This window comes from Ruegeria sp. HKCCD7303, assembly GCF_013111185.1.
Classification (GTDB): domain Bacteria; phylum Pseudomonadota; class Alphaproteobacteria; order Rhodobacterales; family Rhodobacteraceae; genus Ruegeria.
Genome location: NZ_WVRE01000005.1, coordinates 259,485 through 276,447 on the forward strand (window position 1 = coordinate 259,485; position 16,963 = coordinate 276,447).

General features: G+C 56.4%; 14 protein-coding genes and 1 pseudogene. 5 read left to right on the forward strand and 10 right to left on the reverse strand.

Annotated elements, in window-relative coordinates; all coding sequences use genetic code 11:
- Positions 1–2 precede the first annotated feature (2 nt).
- Both GS630_RS14945 and GS630_RS14950 read left to right on the forward strand, forming a co-directional pair.
- Positions 3–2,438, forward strand: a complete 2,436-nt coding sequence (locus tag GS630_RS14945; protein ID WP_171621400.1) for an FAD-dependent oxidoreductase — start codon at positions 3–5, stop codon at positions 2,436–2,438.
- A gap of 293 nt (positions 2,439–2,731) precedes the next feature.
- A complete protein-coding gene (locus tag GS630_RS14950) occupies positions 2,732–4,750 on the forward strand; it encodes an adenylate/guanylate cyclase domain-containing protein (RefSeq protein WP_171621401.1) in 2,019 nt (672 codons plus the stop codon).
- Positions 4,751–4,868: 118 nt separating this feature from the next.
- Here the strand turns inward: GS630_RS14950 and GS630_RS22635 are convergent, their stop codons facing one another.
- The 3 genes from GS630_RS22635 to GS630_RS14965 all read right to left on the reverse strand — a co-directional run bounded on the left by GS630_RS22635 (position 4,869) and on the right by GS630_RS14965 (position 7,433).
- The gene (locus tag GS630_RS22635; protein WP_371809151.1) at positions 4,869–5,264 is read right to left on the reverse strand and encodes a PfkB family carbohydrate kinase; all 396 of its coding nucleotides are present in this window, start codon (positions 5,262–5,264) and stop codon (positions 4,869–4,871) included.
- A 65-nt stretch (positions 5,265–5,329) separates the two neighbouring features.
- Entirely contained in the window at positions 5,330–6,454 is a 1,125-nt protein-coding gene (locus GS630_RS14960; protein ID WP_171621402.1) for an amidohydrolase, read from the reverse strand.
- On the reverse strand, positions 6,447–7,433 hold the full coding sequence (locus GS630_RS14965) for a pyridoxal-phosphate dependent enzyme (RefSeq protein ID WP_371811586.1): 987 nt from the start codon (positions 7,431–7,433) through the stop codon (positions 6,447–6,449). Before GS630_RS14965 ends, GS630_RS14960 begins: the two co-directional genes overlap by 8 nt.
- Before the next feature lie 110 nt (positions 7,434–7,543).
- Between GS630_RS14965 and GS630_RS14970 the strand changes: the two genes are divergently transcribed.
- Positions 7,544–8,020 carry an Lrp/AsnC family transcriptional regulator gene (locus tag GS630_RS14970; protein ID WP_371809149.1) on the forward strand — a complete coding sequence of 159 codons (477 nt, stop codon included), beginning with the start codon at positions 7,544–7,546 and terminating at the stop codon, positions 8,018–8,020.
- 85 nt (positions 8,021–8,105) lie between these two features.
- Here GS630_RS14970 and GS630_RS14975 read toward each other — a convergent pair whose 3' ends face one another.
- The 6 genes and pseudogenes from GS630_RS14975 to GS630_RS15000 form a co-directional block, all read right to left on the reverse strand.
- Complete coding sequence (locus GS630_RS14975; RefSeq protein WP_171180590.1) at positions 8,106–9,083, reverse strand: CoA ester lyase; 978 nt, start codon at positions 9,081–9,083, stop codon at positions 8,106–8,108.
- Positions 9,084–9,225: 142 nt separating this feature from the next.
- Positions 9,226–9,471: pseudogene (glyA, locus tag GS630_RS14980) on the reverse strand (serine hydroxymethyltransferase); the annotation flags it as partial.
- A 78-nt stretch (positions 9,472–9,549) separates the two neighbouring features.
- Positions 9,550–10,521, reverse strand: coding sequence for a D-glycerate dehydrogenase (locus tag GS630_RS14985; RefSeq protein WP_171180588.1), 972 nt, complete (start codon positions 10,519–10,521; stop codon positions 9,550–9,552).
- Positions 10,521–11,408: a succinate--CoA ligase subunit alpha gene (sucD, locus tag GS630_RS14990; RefSeq protein WP_171621403.1), complete on the reverse strand. Its 888-nt coding sequence runs from the start codon at positions 11,406–11,408 to the stop codon at positions 10,521–10,523. Before sucD ends, GS630_RS14985 begins: the two co-directional genes overlap by 1 nt.
- Complete coding sequence (locus GS630_RS14995; protein WP_171180584.1) at positions 11,408–12,604, reverse strand: malate--CoA ligase subunit beta; 1,197 nt, start codon at positions 12,602–12,604, stop codon at positions 11,408–11,410. Before GS630_RS14995 ends, sucD begins: the two co-directional genes overlap by 1 nt.
- A gap of 28 nt (positions 12,605–12,632) precedes the next feature.
- Positions 12,633–13,874 carry an aminotransferase class V-fold PLP-dependent enzyme gene (locus tag GS630_RS15000; RefSeq protein WP_171238741.1) on the reverse strand — a complete coding sequence of 414 codons (1,242 nt, stop codon included), beginning with the start codon at positions 13,872–13,874 and terminating at the stop codon, positions 12,633–12,635.
- 219 nt (positions 13,875–14,093) lie between these two features.
- On the opposite strand from GS630_RS15000, the gene GS630_RS15005 reads away from it, so the two are divergent.
- Together GS630_RS15005 and GS630_RS15010 are read left to right on the forward strand one after the other, a co-directional pair.
- The gene (locus GS630_RS15005) at positions 14,094–14,723 is read left to right on the forward strand and encodes a response regulator transcription factor (RefSeq protein WP_245223249.1); all 630 of its coding nucleotides are present in this window, start codon (positions 14,094–14,096) and stop codon (positions 14,721–14,723) included.
- A 115-nt stretch (positions 14,724–14,838) separates the two neighbouring features.
- Positions 14,839–15,684 (forward strand): TauD/TfdA family dioxygenase, encoded by an 846-nt coding sequence (locus tag GS630_RS15010; RefSeq protein WP_171236619.1) that lies wholly within the window; start codon positions 14,839–14,841, stop codon positions 15,682–15,684.
- Here the strand turns inward: GS630_RS15010 and GS630_RS15015 are convergent.
- A complete protein-coding gene (locus tag GS630_RS15015; RefSeq protein ID WP_171180571.1) occupies positions 15,681–16,949 on the reverse strand; it encodes a cytochrome-c peroxidase in 1,269 nt (422 codons plus the stop codon). The genes GS630_RS15010 and GS630_RS15015 overlap by 4 nt on opposite strands.
- Positions 16,950–16,963: the final 14 nt, after the last annotated feature.

Here is a 16,963-nt window from a genome sequence, read left to right on the forward strand (position 1 = left end):
ACATGAAATCCCGTACCAAGGTTGTTGTCATTGGGGGTGGCATTGCGGGCTGTTCCACGCTTTACCATCTGACCCAGGAAGGCTGGAGCGACGTCGTTCTGGTCGAGCGCAACGAGCTGACCAGTGGCACGACCTGGCATTCAGCGGCGCAGGTGACCAATTTTGGTATGAACCAAACCATGGTCGGCCTGAAAACGCATTCGATCAATCTGTACAAGAATCTGTCTGAAAACCCGGAATACCCAATCAACTATCACCACGCCGATGGCGGTATCCGGTTGGCTAATACCGAAGCGCAAATGCAGGGCTATCGCCATTTTGCGTCAATGGCGCGGGGCATGGGGGTGGAATTCGAGGTCATCGACGCCGAAGAATGCGCCCGCCGTCATCCTCTGATCTCAACCACCAACCTGCTTGGTGGGCTTTGGGATCCGCTGGACGGCGATATTGATCCTGCGCAACTATGTCAGGCTCTGGCCTATCACGCGCGCAAAGCGGGGGCTGAAGTCTATCGCAATACACCTGTGACCGCCCTGTCTCAGCACAAGGACGACACTTGGACCGTTCACACTGAACAAGGCGACATCGACTGCGACATCGTGGTCAATGCCTGTGGTTACCGTGTCAACGAAGTGGGTGCGATGATGGGTGTCCATCACCCCGTCGCCTCGATGGAGCATCAATACTTCCTGACCGAAGACATCCCCGGCATTGCAGAGGCCGGACACCGGATGCCGCTGCTACGATGCCCAATCAGCGACTACTACAGCCGTCAGGAAAAAGGCGGACTGCTGGTGGGATTTTATGAACAGGACTGCAAGCCCTGGGGCATGGACGGTATCGACCCAAACTTTGTTAATGCGCTCTGCCCTGATGATCTGGATCGGGTCATGGATGTGCTGGAAGGCGCGTTCGAACGGATGCCCGCCTTGCGTGAAACAGGCATTCGATCGGTCGTGAACGGCCCGATCACCTATACAATCGACGGTGCACCGTTGGTTGGGCCGATACCGAGCAAGCGCAATGCTTTCTGCATTATCGGTTTGCGTGCCGGTCTTGGCGAAGGCGGCGGGCACGGTTGGCTGCTGGCGCAACAAATCGTGCATGGCGAGGCGTGTTACGACACCTGGTGTCTCGATCCGCGCCGCTTTACCGGACATGCCAATGTAGAACTGACCTCGCTTAAGGCCATCGAGGACTATCAGAATGAATTCCGTTTCCATTTCCCACACGAACACCGACCCGCAGGTCGCCCCGCCAAAACGACGCCGCTGACGCCAATTCTGGCAGCGGAAGGCGCCGAGTTTACTGTGGTGAACGGATGGGAACGGGTGGATTACATCAAACCGTCGCCCGATTTTCATCCCAGCCTCACCTTCAATTTTGACGAAGCCTTCAACGTCGTTGCAAGCGAAGTTAAGAACGTGCAGGAGAATGTCGGCCTGTGCGAAGTGAATGGATTTAACCGGCTGGAAATCACCGGGCCTGATCGCCATTCATTTCTTGACCGGTTGTTCTGTGGCAACGTCACCAGGCGTTCAGGCCGTGTCGGTCTGGGCTATCTTTTGAACCATCAGGGCATGATCAAGGGCGAGGCCACAATCGCCAACATTCCAGCCAGCGATCGTGGGCCAGACCGCATCTGGTATGGATCGGCAGCTGCAAGTGAATACCACGATATGGATTGGCTGTCCCAGCATCTGCGCGCGGACGAGGATGTGCAAATCCGGTCGATGACCAATGACCAGACGATCCTTGTTCTGGCAGGCCCCAACGCGCGTAACGTCCTGTCCGCCTGCGCGCGTGGAGATTGGTCGAAAGAGGCCTTCCCGTGGCTCTCGGTTCGCGAAACCTTCATTGGCTTTGCCCCGGCCACCGTCATGGGCATCAGCTTTTCGGGCGAGCACGCTTATGAAATCCACGTCCCAAATGCCTCGCTTTATGCCGCTTATCTTACACTACGTTCAGCCGGTGAGAGGCATGGTTTGAAACTGTTCGGCGCGCGTGCGGTTGAATCTATGCGTATGGAGAAAGGTTTTTTGCACTGGAAAGCCGATCTGCTGACCGAGTTCGACCCGTTTGAGACAGCGCTGGATCGCTTTGTCAATTTGGACAAAGGCCAGTTTGTTGGCAAAGACGCGCTGCTGAAACGCAAGGCCAGCGGCCCAAAAAGATCGTTGGTGACGCTGAAGATCGACGCCATACACGCCCCGGCCCACGGCGGCGCATCGCTGATGGAGGGCGACACAGTTGTTGGCACCATCACATCCGGAGATTGGGGTCATCGCGTCGGGATGAACCTGGCTTACGCCTTCGTAACCCCCGAGTTGACCAGTCCAGGCACCACAATGAACTTGGACATGTGCGGAGATATGGTCGCGGCAGAAGTTATACCTTTTTCACCCTATGATCCGGATTTCTCGCTAATGCGCAGTTGAGGATGTTTAAAGCCTTCTTCGCGTCTTCTTTCTTGCCATAGCAGGTCCTGTTCCGGCTGAGATGCAAGCCCAGCAAACCCCTGAAACCGTGGAAAGCCTGCGGCAAGTGCCTGCCTGCCCCCCCTTAAAAACCAAAGAGGTCGAAAACCACTCAAACAATTCAACGGCAAGTAAACAAGTTGGCATATCCTGCTCAACCGTCTGGAAACCAAAGGGGGCAGACACTAAGCTGAATTTGACCCTTTGGCATAGCAATTGAACCGTCTGCTGCCATGGGCTGTTGTGGAGCTAGAATGCGTGTCAGCGTAGGGATCGCCGTATCTATACTTGTTGCCCTGTCGATTGGCGTGTCGACTTTTGTGGTGCATTCCCTGTGGTGGACAACAGCCCGCGAAAACAGCCGCATGCTGTCGGCCGAAATCAACAGCCAGATTGCCAACACCGTGCGCATCGAGCTTGGGCTAACTCTCAGATCTGCCGAGGCCGCATGGGCCGCTGTCCGCACGATTTTCATCCAGGATGTCATCCAGACACGTCAGGCCGACAAACGCGAGTTCGTGTTCCTTTCGCAGCTGCAAGCGCAGCCCAATATCTCGTGGCTTACCTTTGGCTGGCCCGATGGCAACTTTTTTGCTGCCCACCGGCTGGGTGACAGCGGGCTGGAGATGATGGAAATCGACAAGAATATCCGTAACCGAATGCTGCGGAAGGATCGGTATATTTTCATTCCCGGTGACATTCAGTTCGAAGAACGGAGCTTTACAGAAACCGAATACGACCCACGTGAACACGCTTGGTACAGCAACTTCATAAGCCGCAGCAAACCGGATTGGATCGAGGTTCGGGATCTGCCCGGCAGCGACAAAACATTATATGCCTTTTCCGGGCCCATCGACGTACGCCGACAACGACAGGGCGTGTTGACTGTTGCGATTGATACGGATCGCCTGTCACGCTTTCTGGGCTCACTACGTCCTGGTGAGTTTGGTGCGGCCTTTATCATCAACGCCGACGGCAAAGTCATTGCGGTACCGGATCCCGAAGCCGACGAAATCACGCCAGCCCGAATGGGAGAGGGGGAACTATACGAGGTTGCCAAAATCTCGGGTGAAAGGCTGATGGCCGACGCGGACAACAAAACACCAGGCCCTGTGACGAAACGGATCATCTATGAGGATGTGCCCTATGCGGTGGCGCTGACACCTCTTGGATTCTACGGCTGGCGGGTAGCCACAGTGATTCCGGAATCCGCGTTCCTGTCGGGGATCGACAAAACTCTGATCAATCTGGTTTACATCTTGCTTGGCGTCGTTGTTGTCGCGATTGGTCTGGCGATCTGGTTTGTGCGCCACGTCGTCGCGAACCCACTTTCACGTGTAGCCGAAGACCTCAGCCGAATCGAACGATTTGACGTTGAACAGGTCTCGCGCAGGCCCTCGCGCCTGAAAGAGCTTGAAAACCTGTCCGCCGCGACCGCCAGCATGGCTGTGGGTTTGTCGGCCTTCCGCAAATACGTACCGACCGATCTGGTCAGGATGCTTGTGGCGGAAGGCATCAAGACCCAGCCGGGCGGTGAGCCAAAACAGATCTCCGTTTTATTTTGCGATGTGTCCGGGTTCACGGGACTGACCGAAAAACACGGCCCCAAAATCGTTGAACTGATGGCGCCCTTTTTCAGCGCCGCCTCATCGACAATAGAACGCCACGACGGGACGATCGACAAATTTATTGGCGACGCGGTGATGGCCTTCTGGGGCGCACCAAAGCAGAACCCAAAACACGCCGAACACGCCTGCCGTGCCGCGCTGGAGCTGGTGGACGTGGTCGAGAATTCCAGCCTGCAGAGCCAGACCGACAGCGCGCTTCATGTTCGCATCGGGCTAAACAGCGGCGAGGCTCTGGTCGGAAATATCGGGTCCGAGCAACGGTTGAACTATACCGCAATCGGTGATGTTGTGAATGTCGCCAGCCGTCTGGAAGGGGTCAACAAAACTTACGGCACTGCAATCATTATCGGCCCGGAAACACGGCGCGAGGCGGGCGATGCCATCGTCGTGCGTGAGCTGGAGACGGTTGAGATACAAGGCCGGTCTGAAGCTCTTGTTGTGTTTGAGTTGATCGCGATGGCCGACAATTTCGAAGGATCACACGACTGGATCGAAGCGTACGAAGACGGCTTGTCCCATTTCAGGGCCAAACGTTTCACCGAGGCAATCCATGCGTTTCAAACCGCCGACACCTTGCGTGGCGGCGACATGGCATCGCGATCAATGATCCAACGCGCAACTATGCAGCAATCTGGCCTCTCTTAACCCGGGCATACGCATTAGTTTTCGCCGGCATCACAACCGTGGATCGGGCTTTTCGGACTTCAAAACCGGAAGTAAAGGAACTTTGTGAAAGCGACAGTTCGCGATAAGACGCAAGTGCTCATGCCACCAATTCTATCGCACGGCACGGTACGTGGGGAGATCGCCAACCTGAAACACGGGTTTTGGCTATTGGTGCGCCAGGTGCTTTGTCTGAACATCCTATGACCGACACACTACCGGAAACGGCATCAGCAGCGGTGTCTGAAATAGCTTGGCTGATTCCAGACACATGTAAAACCTTCACCGACCGCAGCGCCGTCACCGGCAGATCGTCTGGACCCATACGGCTGCTGGAGGAAACTGCACGGAAATAGGTGAACTCACGATCATTCGTGCCATGCGTTACAAAGTAAACACCAATGTGCGCATCCGAGACCTGGCGAACAGTCGACGTATTGATGCCTTCTGCTGTCCAAAGGTCAATGAGCGAGTTTCCAAACGTGTCTGACCTGATATGTCATTCTCTGAACTTCAAAACAAAACCGACAAAGGATCACCAGAAGGGCCACTGCGTCAGGCTCAAAAACCGCGTTGCGCAAGGTTGGTCCAGAACGCAATTCCATGTCGGATCGCGTCATCGTTGAAATCATATGACGGGTTGTGAAGCGGCATGGCGTTGTTCCCGTCCAACCCGTTTCCCATCAGAATGAACGCGCCCGGTCGGTGCGCCAGAAACTCGGCAAAATCCTCCGAGAAACCCACCCGACCGTATTCAGCGTCAACAGAACCAACATCGCGAGCTGCGCCCAAGATTACCTCGGTGGCCCGGGTATCATTTACCAAAGGCTGGAACGACGTTGAATAATCGACCTCCGCCGCCACCTCTTGCGCAGCACACACACCATCAACGATGGCGCGCATTCTGCGCTGAATGTTGTCTGAGACGTCTTTGGAAAACCCCCGGCAATCCCCACGCAAGGTCACATTACTCGGCAGGATATTGCGCGCGCCGTCTGTCAGGAACTCAGTAACTGAAACCACACCATGTTCGCCGGGAGGAAGCGAGCGCGATACAATCGACTGCAAGTGCAATACAATCGCAGATCCCGTCACGATCGGATCAACGCCCTTCTCTGGCATGGACGCGTGACCCCCCTGCCCCTTAAGGCGGATTTCAAAATTATCCTCGAATGCACAGAAAGGTCCTGCCTGAGTGGCGAAGTGGCCCAGCTCCATTCCCGGCATATTGTGAAGCCCAAAAACTGCGGTCATAGGAAAGCGTTCGAACAAACCGTCAGCAATCATCGCAGCGGCCCCATTTCCGTTCTCTTCATCCGGCTGGAAAACAAAGTGAACGGTCCTGTCCAACGATGTGTCCGCAGCAAGGGCCAAGGCAGCACCAAGCAGCATCGTGCTATGCCCGTCATGACCGCAGCCGTGAAACTTGCCCTCTGTTTTTGACCGGTAGGGCAAATTGGTCATCTCGTGAATCGGCAGCGCGTCCATATCGGCGCGAAACCCGATTGCGGTCTCATCAGGACCACGGCGCAAAGTGGCAACAACCCCGGTCCGACCCACGCCTCGGGTGACCTCAAGCCCAGCGCGCTCCAACTCGGCCGCGATCAAATTGGGGGTCCGGTCAAGGTCGAACCCGGTTTCTGGATGGGCATGAAGATCACGACGAAACGCAACAAGATCAAGCATCAGAAACGCCCCCTTCGGACAAGATGACCAATGTCAAATCATCGTCGCCCTCAAGGCAGGCGGCAAGCCCAGCCGCTCCGGATGGCGTGGTCGAGAAACCCAAATCAAAGGCGCTGTTTACTGCGTTCTGAGCCTGTTGGTCACTGATTGTAACCCAATCGTCTGCACAGCGCTTTAAGATATCCAAAGCCAACATGGATGGCGTTTTGCAATCCAAACGCCCCATATTTGAAACGGGCCCTTCAACCGTAAGGATTTCTCCGGCTCGGGCGCTTTCCTTCAGACAGGGTGCAGCATCTGGTTCAACCACTGTGATCTTTGGCTGCACCGGCCAGTTCGACCGGATCATATAGGCAATGCCCGCGGCCAGCCCACCAACGCCCGCCTGCAGGTACACGTGGCTCGGCCAATTTGCGGACACTTCTAAATCGTTGCGCATTTCTTCAGCAATGACAGTATAACCCTCCATCACCAATCGCGGAGGCTCGGTATATCCCGGCCACGACCCATCGGCGAGGTGAATGGCACCGGTTGCTTCGGCGTCAGCGACGGCTGCGGCCACGCTTGCCTCATAGTCACTGCCGGATCGAACAACATCTGCGCCTTTCGCCCGAAGACGAACAGCAAACTCTTCGGGGACTGTTTCGGCAAGATAAATGCGCGCCGTTGCACCAAAGAGCTGCGCGCCAGCGGCCACGGCCATGCCGTGATTGCCTGCGCTGGCGCACACAAAAGTCATCGATCGCGCCACATCCTTTACGGGATCGCTCAGAAAGGCGCTGGGTGTCAAAGAACGACCAACACGCGCTTCGATCAGCTTGGCAACAGCGTAAATACCGCCCAGAGCTTTGAACGCGCCCAGGCCCATCCTGTTGGTTTCATCTTTGATCAGGATCGTTCGCCATTGGAAACTGCGGGTTTCTAACGGGCTTGGTTTATAAGCTGGACATTCCGCCAGCAACGCCAGCGGCTTTGCCACATCAAGTTTCTTACTGTGTTCCATGATCAGAGTTTTACGCACAAGCTGCGATCTATTATGGTCACATTTGCCGATTTTCCGGGAAACTTTTTCACATCAAGGAAATCTTTGTGAAACTCGACCAATTTGACCGCAGCCTGCTGCACCTGATGCAACGTGATGCCAAAATGGGGCTGGAGGCGCTTGCATCCGAAACAGGCTTATCGGTCGCATCCGTTCAAAGGCGTCTGAAGGCGCTCAGAGCTTCTGGTGCTATTCACTCGGAAGTGGCAATTGTCGACCCGAAAAAACTGGGCGTTGCAATGAGCTTCGTTGTCATGGTCGAATTAGAACGCGAACGCCAGGATCAGATCGACGCTTTTTCGCGGCAGGCGCAGGCAGAGCCAAGGGTGCAACAGTGCTATTACATCACAGGTGATGCGGACTTCTGCCTGATCTGTGCGGCGCGTGATATGGATGATTTTGAAGAGCTGACCAAAAAGTTGTTTTTCGACAATTCAAACGTTCGCCGGTTTCGAACGTCAGTTGTGATGGGACGCAAGAAAGTTGGCTTGGGCATTCCTGTCAAAGACAATGGCATGGACTGATGAAGCGCCCCATTCTCGCTTCATCGAAGTGGCAAAGACCAGATTTTTCGTTTGGGCAACTGTTCTGGCCTTTGCCTAATCGCTCTTAAGCTGCGGCAATCTGGCTTGCTTTCTCAACCAGCACTTCCGCTTGGCGGATCGAGGCATAGTCGATCAACCGACCATCCAGAGAAACAGCACCTTTCCCATCCGCTTCCGCCTCGGCCATGGCGACAAGAATGCGCTGCGCCTTGGTCACTTCGGCGTCGGACGGCGACATAACTTCGTTTGCCAAAGCAATCTGGCTGGGGTGGATTGCCCATTTCCCTTCGCAGCCCAAAACAGCGGCGCGCTTGGCGGCAGCTTTATAGCCGTCAGGGTCCTGGAAATCCCCGAATGGACCGTCGATGGGCCGCAGCCCGTTGGCGCGTGCGGCCACGACCATGCGCGCAAGCGCGTAGTGCCACATGTCGCCCCAATGTGTCATACGGCCTCCATCGGGATCCGCATCCGTCAGAACTGAATAATCGGGGTTCACACCACCGATGATGGTTGTCCGCGCACGTGTCGACGCCGCATAATCGGCGACACCAAAGTGAAGACTTTCGTTGCGCTTCGAGGCAGCGGCGATCTCGCTGACATTTTGCATGCCCAGCGCAGTTTCGATGATGTGCTCGAACCCGATGCGCTTGCCATAGCCCTTGGCGTCCTCGATTTGCGTGACCAGCATATCCACGGCATAGACGTCAGCAGCTGTTCCGACCTTGGGGATCATGATCAGATCCAGCCGCGTGCCAGCCTGTTCAACAACATCCACCACGTCGCGATACATGTAATGGGTGTCCAGCCCGTTGATGCGCACCGACATGGTCTTGTTGCCCCAATCGATGTCATTCAGCGCCTGAATGATATTCTTGCGCGCCTGTTCCTTTTCGTCAGGCGCGACAGCATCTTCCAGATCAAGGAAGATGACATCCACATCCGATTTTGCCGCCTTTTCAAACATTTCGGGCTGGCTACCGGGAACGGCAAGCTCGCTGCGGTTCAGACGCGCTGGGGCTTGTTCAATGGGGTGAAAGCTCATGTTTTGGTCCTTCTTCTTACTAGTTCGCATGGATCGGGAATCGTGCGCAAAGCTCTGCGACTTCGGCTTTGACCTTGGCTTCGACAGCGCCGTTGCCGTCTTCACCATTCGCGGCCAGACCGTCGACCACTTCGATGAACCAATCGGCGATGAAGACGAACTGGCTACCGCCATAATAGCGCCGACCGGAATAGCCTTCGGCGTATTTGTTGGTCATGACCGAGCCCTGCGCCTCCATCACGGCGGCAGAGACGATGTTCTCAGAGGCAATCAGCTCGATCTCGTCGCGCTGACGGCCCAGTTCAGATGTGATCGAGCCAAAAAGCTCAGGGTTGCGGTCAGACAGGGATTGGGTGAAAAATCCATCGGCACGTTGCGGTGCATTCAAAAGTAAATCCTCCGGTGGATGGCGGCGACGCGGCCACCGTGGGCCGCATCGGCAATTAGCCTCAGGCGCGCTGGCAGGTCAGATCACCCGATCGCGTGGCTCTCGGCCTTCGAAGAAATCGCGCAGGTTATCGAGTACACGGAACCCCATCGCCTCGCGTGCCTCGCGCGTGGCGCTGCCCAGATGCGGCAGCATCACAAGGTTGTCGCATTGCAGAAGATCCGCACAGATACGGGGTTCACCATCGAACACATCCAGTGCTGCACCGCCGATCATGTCGAAAGCCAGCGATTGAACCAGCGCCCGTTCGTCGATGACTTCACCACGCGCCGTATTGATCAGGAACGCGTCGGGTTTCATAAGGTCCAGCCTGCGCGCATTTATCAGGTGGCGGTTCGCAGCCCCGCCGGGGCAATGAAGTGAGACGAAATCGCATTGCGGCAACAACTCATCAATCGACCCAACCTGAGTAGCTTTGCACCGCGCCAATACAGCCGGGTCCACCGGGCTACGATTATAGACCAGCACGTCCATGCCAAAGCCGTGATGCGCACGGCGGGCCATTTCCTGACCGATGCGCCCGTAGCCGATGATGCCAAGCGTCTTACCGCTGACCTTGGTCCCCACCAGATGCGTGGGCCGCCAACCGGTCCAGTTGCCGGAACGCAGCTCGCGTTCACCCTCGCCCGCCCGACGCGCCACCATCAGCAGCAGGGTCATGGCGATATCTGCGGTGCATTCTGACAGAATATCAGGCGTGTTCGTCACGGTCATACCCAGCTCGCGGGCGGACGGCTCACAGATGTGGCTGTAGCCCACTCCATAATTGGCAAGGATTTTTGTCTGCGCACCAGATACGTCCAGCGCCTCGGCGCTGAGCGTGTCGGTTACCGTTGGCAAGACCGCGTCATAGGATTTCAACGCCTGCCGGATTTCGGACGGGGACAAAGGTTTGTCCCCGGTGTTCAGCACGGTGTTATAGTTCTCGGCCAACTGCGCCTCAACGGCAGCAGGCCAGCGACGGGTCACAAGAACCGAAGGTTTGACCATCACGCAGCCTCCATCACACGCGCAATTGTTTCACCAATTACGGCAGGGTTTTCCGCCACGGTCACACCAGCGGCAGACAGGATTTCAACCTTCTCGCTAGCGCTTTCGCCAAAGGCCGAGATGATCGCACCCGCGTGGCCCATGGTCCGCCCTTTCGGAGCGGTCAGACCTGCAACGTAGGCGATCACAGGTTTGGTGATGTGGTCACGGATGTACTCTGCCGCCTCGGCTTCCTGCGGGCCGCCAATCTCACCAATCATGGCGATGACATGGGTGTCTTCGTCTTCTTCGAACCGTTGAAGGATGTCCTTGAACGAAGACCCGTTGATGGGATCGCCCCCGATCCCGACGCTGGTCGATACACCAATTCCGCGTTCTTTCAGCTGCGCTGCGGCCTCATAGCCCAGCGTGCCCGAGCGTCCGATAATCCCCACATGCCCCGGAAGGTAGATGTGACCCGGCATGATCCCCAGCAAAGCTTTACCGGGCGAAATCGTGCCCGCGCAGTTCGGACCGGTCAGAACCATACGTTTGTCTTTGGAGTAGCGGTACATGTAGCGTTTCACCCGGATCATGTCTTGCGCTGGGATACCGTCGGTGATGCAAACGCAGTACCGGATACCGGCATCCGCTGCTTCCATGATCGAATCTGCGGCAAACGGAGGAGGAACAAATACAAGGCTGGCATCCGCGCCGGTCGCCTCAACGGCTTGTTTGACGGTGTCAAAAACCGGAACGCCTTCGACGGTTTCGCCGCCCTTGCCGGGAACGACGCCGCCTACGACATTCGTGCCATATTTCAGCATGTCTTTAGTGTGAAACCGCGCCATCCGGCCGGTGATGCCCTGTACTATGACACGCGAGTCGCGATCGAGAAGAATGCTCATTACACAGCCCTCATCTTGGTGCCTTGGGTAAGGTCGTTTTTCCATGCGCCTACAGCGCGTTCTGCTGCTTCCATCAGTGTTGTGGCGCGGATGATCGGCAGCCCGGACTTGGCAAGGATCTTCTGGCCCTCTTCGACATTGGTACCAGCGAGCCGGACAACGACCGGAAGGTCGATATCCAATTCTTTCAGCGCCTGAACGACGCCCTCGGCCACCCAATCGCAGCGGTTGATGCCTGCGAAAATGTTGACGAGGATGGCCTGGACATTGGTGTCCGACAGAACCAGCCGAAACGCCTTGGCAACCCGTTCTGGCGAAGCACCGCCACCGATATCAAGGAAGTTTGCGGGCTCACCACCGGCCAGCTTGATCGTGTCCATAGTTGCCATTGCCAGACCGGCACCGTTGACGATGCAACCGATGTTTCCCTCCAAACCCACGTAAGACAGCCCCCGGTCCGCCGCGCGACTTTCGCGCGGGTCTTCCTGGCTTTTGTCGCGCAGCTCGGCAATCTGCGGGTGGCGGAACAGAGCGTTGTCGTCAAAGCTCATCTTTGCATCCAGCGCCAGCACCCGGTCGTCACCGGTGATGACCAACGGATTGATCTCAACCATGGTGGCGTCCAAGTCGCTGAACGCGGCGTAGCACCCCTGCAGTGTGCGCACCATCTGCTGGATCAGCTTGGGTTCAAGACCAAGCTTGAACGCAATTTCACGCGCTTGGAATTCCTGAAGCCCGACCGCTGGCTCCACAATGGATCGCACGATGCTGTCCGGACGGTCGGCCGAGATATCCTCGATTTCCATCCCACCCTCTGACGAGGCGACAATCATCACCCGCTGGCTGGATCGGTCCAGAACAAATCCCAGATAAATCTCGCGGTCAATAGGCACGGCCGCTTCGACATAGACACGATAGATGCCTTTGCCTTCGGGACCAGTCTGATGTGTGACCAGCTTACGACCAAACAGGTCATCGCAGGCCTGATAAATCTCGTTCTCTGTATTGCACAGCTTGACCCCTCCGGCCTTGCCGCGCCCACCGGCGTGGACCTGCGCTTTGACGATCCATTTGTCACCGCCCAGCTCGCGCGCCCGATAGGCCGCCTGTTCCGGGCTGTAGGCAAGCGCGCCAGCAGGGACGTCCACCCCGAAATTGGAAAGAAGTTCTTTCGCTTGGTATTCATGAATATCCATCTGCAATCCTCCCGTTCATGCAGTGTGGTTAAGCCGCGATTGAAGTGCCGTAACGGCTTTCAAGTAAAGCCTCGATCGCATCCTGATCGACCTCCCCGCCCAGCTCGCGAAGGGCTTCGGCAAACAGGCGTATGATCCGGCTGACCGCGTCCCGGTTCAGCTGATTGAGGATTCCGATCCGCACCTGTACCGGAGCGCTGAGAGTCGGCCAGATGCCAAATCCCCGTGCACGGCAGTTCTGGACCAGCTCCATCTCTCGCCCCGCCAGTTCCGGTGGCAGGTTCAGAACAACAAGGCTGGGCATGTCCGATGTCACTTCGCAGCCCATTTCGATCACCGCATCGCGCAGAACCTTCTCATGGGTGCGGTAGGCCATGGCCCGCTTTGCCAGGCTTTCTTGCAGGGTCAGTCGCAGGGCTTCGTGGAACGCCGCAACGGCGTATCCCGAATGCGTCCGGTGGTATGTGCCTTTTTCTACGTCTTGCCCATCGACAATGCCCCAATGGCGCGCTTCAAAGATCGGATTGTGAACATAAGAATAAGCGCCAGACGCCTTCAAACTTTCGACATAAGCATCCGTAAAGCTGACTGGCGCATAAGTCAGCGGCAGGCAGCACAAACCTTTTTGCGGGCAAGACGCCCACCCGGCGACACCGGGGTAATCATCAATTGAAAAGTCATCGGCACCCAACGACGACACCGCGTCGATCAGACCCATGACACCATTGCGTTCACAGGCGTCCGAAAAGCCGCGCAGATCATTGACACGCCCGGATCCGGTTTCCCAATGCGCCATGAAAGCCCATTTGGGCTGGTGCTCAGACAAAGCAGCGTCAACCAGTTCACCTGTCACCGGCTGACCGTGCGGAACCTCGATCACGGTGACACTGGCGGCTTGTGGGTCAAGCGGGTTGGATGCGTGTTCTTGAGGTGTAGCTGCCTTGATCCGCAGGGTCAGAGCGTCGATACCCGAGAATGTCCCGTTGGCAAACGCCACGACCTTGTCGCCAGGCATGACGGCAGAGAACATAGCGTCCAGAGCGCTCCAACCGGTGCCTGCGACCGCAAAAGTATACGTGTTGGACGTGCCCCAGATTTTCCGCAGCATGTGTTTGCACTCGATCATGCCCCGCAGAACGTCACCCTGCATGTGATCCGCTACGCCTGCGCTGCTGAAGGCGCGCAGGACACGGGCGTCGGTGTTGCCCGGTCCCGGGCCAGCGGCCAAAGTCTCGGGGATCTCAAGAGGAGGGAAAATCTGAAACGTCATTGTCTGTCATCCTCGGCGTTGGTCGGGCTCTTGGACCCGTCGTGTTTCGTTGCCGGACAGAAAACGCCGCCTTGCGCAATGACGCAACGTAACTTACTACTGCTTTAGGATGGCCAAAAGGATGGGGAATTTCCCACCCGAATTGGTAAAAATACCAAGGCATACTGAGTTTTCACCTACCCGTTTGGGTAGTAAATTGCGAAAGTTGGGTAAAAACAGATGATTGGCGCGCCAGGTACCCCTATTGATGTCATGCTGGCAGACGGCAATCCGCTGGTTCTGTCTGCCATGTCTGAAATCTTTGAACGCGACCCGCGATTCTCGTTGGTGGCGACGTCAGCCACCGCCGAAGGGTTCCTGGGAACCGTCATGCGAGTTCCGGTTCAGGTCGGGGTGGTCGACTGGAACCTCCCGGTGCTCGGAGCGGCAAAGCTGATCGAGGTTCTTCGAGAACAGGCCAATGCACCCCGGTTTGTGGTGTATGGGGATGTGACCAGCGAAACGCCGCGGCTGGCCATGCAAGCCGGGGCCGCTGGTTTTGCGGCGCGATCCGGCGAGGTTGAAGGCTTGCTTGAAACCTGCGCCGATGTGGCGGCTGGCAAAATGGTCTTTCCATTCATCGACGTTCGAAAAATGCAACAGGACCCTATCCAAAGCTTGTCCCGCAAAGAACGCGCCATTCTTGAAGCCTTGGCCCAAGGCATGTCCAATCGGGACCTTTCAAAAGAACTGCAGATTTCAACAAACACGGTCAAATTTCACCTGTCCAATATCTATGACAAGCTGGCCGTGAAAAACAGAACTCAGGCCATTGCGTTTTACTATTCGTCCAGATCCGCATTGGATTAGGGCTATGGTCAGGGGGCTGCCGTCCAGAATGCGCGACGGCGTAGTACTAGCTAATTCCGTTTCTCCAAAGCCCAATCGTCCTTTATCCTGATCTTGAAAAAGCAGGAGCACCCCGATGGACATCACACCACTCACCGGCGGCTTAGGCGCTGAAATCTACGGCGCCGATATTCGAGACAGCGGGCAATTTCCTGATATTCACCAAGCCTTTGCCAAGTATTCCGTTATCGTCCTAAGGGGTCAAACAGCCACCCCTGAAGACCATCTGAACTTTGCTCGCAGCTTTGGCGCGATCAACGTCAACCGTTTCTTCAAACCGGTTAATGGCTATCCCGAGATTGCGACGGTCTTAAAAGAAAAGGGCCAGAAAGAAGCGGTGGGTGAAGGGTGGCACACCGATCATTCCTATGACGAAGCGCCAGCCATGGGATCAATCCTGCATGCGATTGAGATGCCGCCCTATGGAGGAGACACGCTGTTTGTGTCTATGGCAGCCGCGTATGAGGCACTCTCGGCCCCAATGCGTCAGTTTCTAGACGGGCTGACTGCTGTGCATTCTTCACGTCACGTCTTTGGTGCCGCCATACAAGACAGCGAAGCCGCCAAGAGCGGTCGATTAGGCAACGCAGACGCCGCAACACAAGATGCGCACCATCCCATTGTCATCACACATCCACTCAGCGGGCGTCGTGGTCTTTTTGTGAACCCTGTCTTCACAACGCATATCGAAGGGCTCAGCAAAGACGAGTCTGATGCAATTCTTGCGATGCTGTACGAACACTGCAAACAACCCGAGTTCCAATGCCGCGTGCGCTGGCGCGCGGGCGACATAACGATGTGGGACAACAGAGCCACATGGCACAAGGCAATCAACGACTATCACGGTTTTCGACGCCTGATGCACCGGGTCACGGTTGAAGGCGTGGCTTTGTCGACCCCTGCTGAAAACAAGGACAGCTAAGGAACAAATCCACTGGGCACGCCAAAAATCGGTGCATCCACACTGGAACCTGTCAAAGCGTCCATAAAAGCGATCAGATTCTGGATTTCCACTTCCGAGAGTTCAATCGGATCAATGTCAGTTTTGCTGCGTTGGCGTTCCATTTCCAGTCGATCATCCCAAACCAGAAAGTCAGCGTCGTGCAACCACGGAACCTGAGGCAACCCGGCCATATCGGGCGTCCAGGCATCAAAGCTTGCCTGAGGGTTCAGATGATGGCGGATGACGCTTTCAAGGTCGGGGAAAGCCCCGTTGTGACCGTAAGGGGCCGTCAAAGCAACGTTGCGCAACATGGGGGTGCGAAACCTGTAGGCATCTTCCAACCGGTTGCTTTCACCCATAAGACCAACGTCGCGCGCATACGGATCCCATTGACGGGTTCGGCCCGGACCAAAAGGCGGAATGGCCAAAGCGTGGAATTCCTGATCGGACATCAACGGGCCCGCGTGGCACACGGAACAGTTTGCCTTACCATAGAACAGATCCATCCCGTCTTTTTGAACGGTTGATAACGCATTCATGTCCCCTGCCAGATACTGGTCGAATGGGCTGTCCGTGCTGCGCCATTCGATGGCCATGAACGCTGCCAAGGCATTGGCGACCTGCGTGATTGTAATGTCCTCGGTTGTTTCGATTTCTCCGAACGCCGCGACCATCGCCGGTCCGTAAAACGGATCGGTTCTTACGCGTTTGGCAAGGATCGGCCAACCTTTGTCGATCCGATCGTGGACGGCCCCGGTCACTTGGTTTTCGGCTACATTTCCCGCCATTTCGAACTGTGCGGTCAATGGAAAAAGCGCTTGTGCGGCTAGCAAAGAGTTCAACCCTTCAGGCAACCATTCCTGCGCGGGTGAGTTGAACCCGTTTTCATAAACATCCGAGATGCTCAGGCGGCCATCGTGAAACACCGTGTGGATACCTTTCGCCCCGAGATTCCATAGCCCCGGTGAGTTACGCGGGATACGCTTTCGGATTCTGTCTGCGCCCGTGCCCGGAGTACGGTCCGGTCCCAGACCTTCACCGCCTTCCCCGATGCCAAGCGACAGCCCATCTGAAGTCCCGAAGTCCGGATGATGGCAATGCGCGCAGGATATATTCTGATTGCCCGACAGGATCGGGTCGTAAAACAGTTGATGACCGATGGCGGCCTGTTCCATATCAAAAGGCAGGAAATCATCATCTGTCAGAGGGCGCGGCACATCCTGTGCCGCCGCGCTCCCGGCCAAGAGGAAAGCAACCC

Excerpts from the sequence above, each read along its gene's own strand:
- GS630_RS14945 (WP_171621400.1), top strand. The coding sequence starts at position 3 with ATGAAATCCCGTACCAAGGTTGTTGTCATTGGGGGTGGCATTGCGGGC.
- GS630_RS14975 (WP_171180590.1), bottom strand. The coding sequence starts at position 9,083 with ATGAGCTTTCACCCCATTGAACAAGCCCCAGCGCGTCTGAACCGCAGC.
- sucD (WP_171621403.1), bottom strand. The coding sequence starts at position 11,408 with ATGAGCATTCTTCTCGATCGCGACTCGCGTGTCATAGTACAGGGCATC.
- GS630_RS15005 (WP_245223249.1), top strand. The coding sequence starts at position 14,094 with ATGATTGGCGCGCCAGGTACCCCTATTGATGTCATGCTGGCAGACGGC.
- GS630_RS15010 (WP_171236619.1), top strand. The coding sequence starts at position 14,839 with ATGGACATCACACCACTCACCGGCGGCTTAGGCGCTGAAATCTACGGC.
- GS630_RS14960 (WP_171621402.1), bottom strand. The coding sequence starts at position 6,454 with ATGCTTGATCTTGTTGCGTTTCGTCGTGATCTTCATGCCCATCCAGAA.
- GS630_RS14995 (WP_171180584.1), bottom strand. The coding sequence starts at position 12,604 with ATGGATATTCATGAATACCAAGCGAAAGAACTTCTTTCCAATTTCGGG.
- GS630_RS15000 (WP_171238741.1), bottom strand. The coding sequence starts at position 13,874 with ATGACGTTTCAGATTTTCCCTCCTCTTGAGATCCCCGAGACTTTGGCC.
- GS630_RS14985 (WP_171180588.1), bottom strand. The coding sequence starts at position 10,521 with ATGGTCAAACCTTCGGTTCTTGTGACCCGTCGCTGGCCTGCTGCCGTT.
- GS630_RS14950 (WP_171621401.1), top strand. The coding sequence starts at position 2,732 with ATGCGTGTCAGCGTAGGGATCGCCGTATCTATACTTGTTGCCCTGTCG.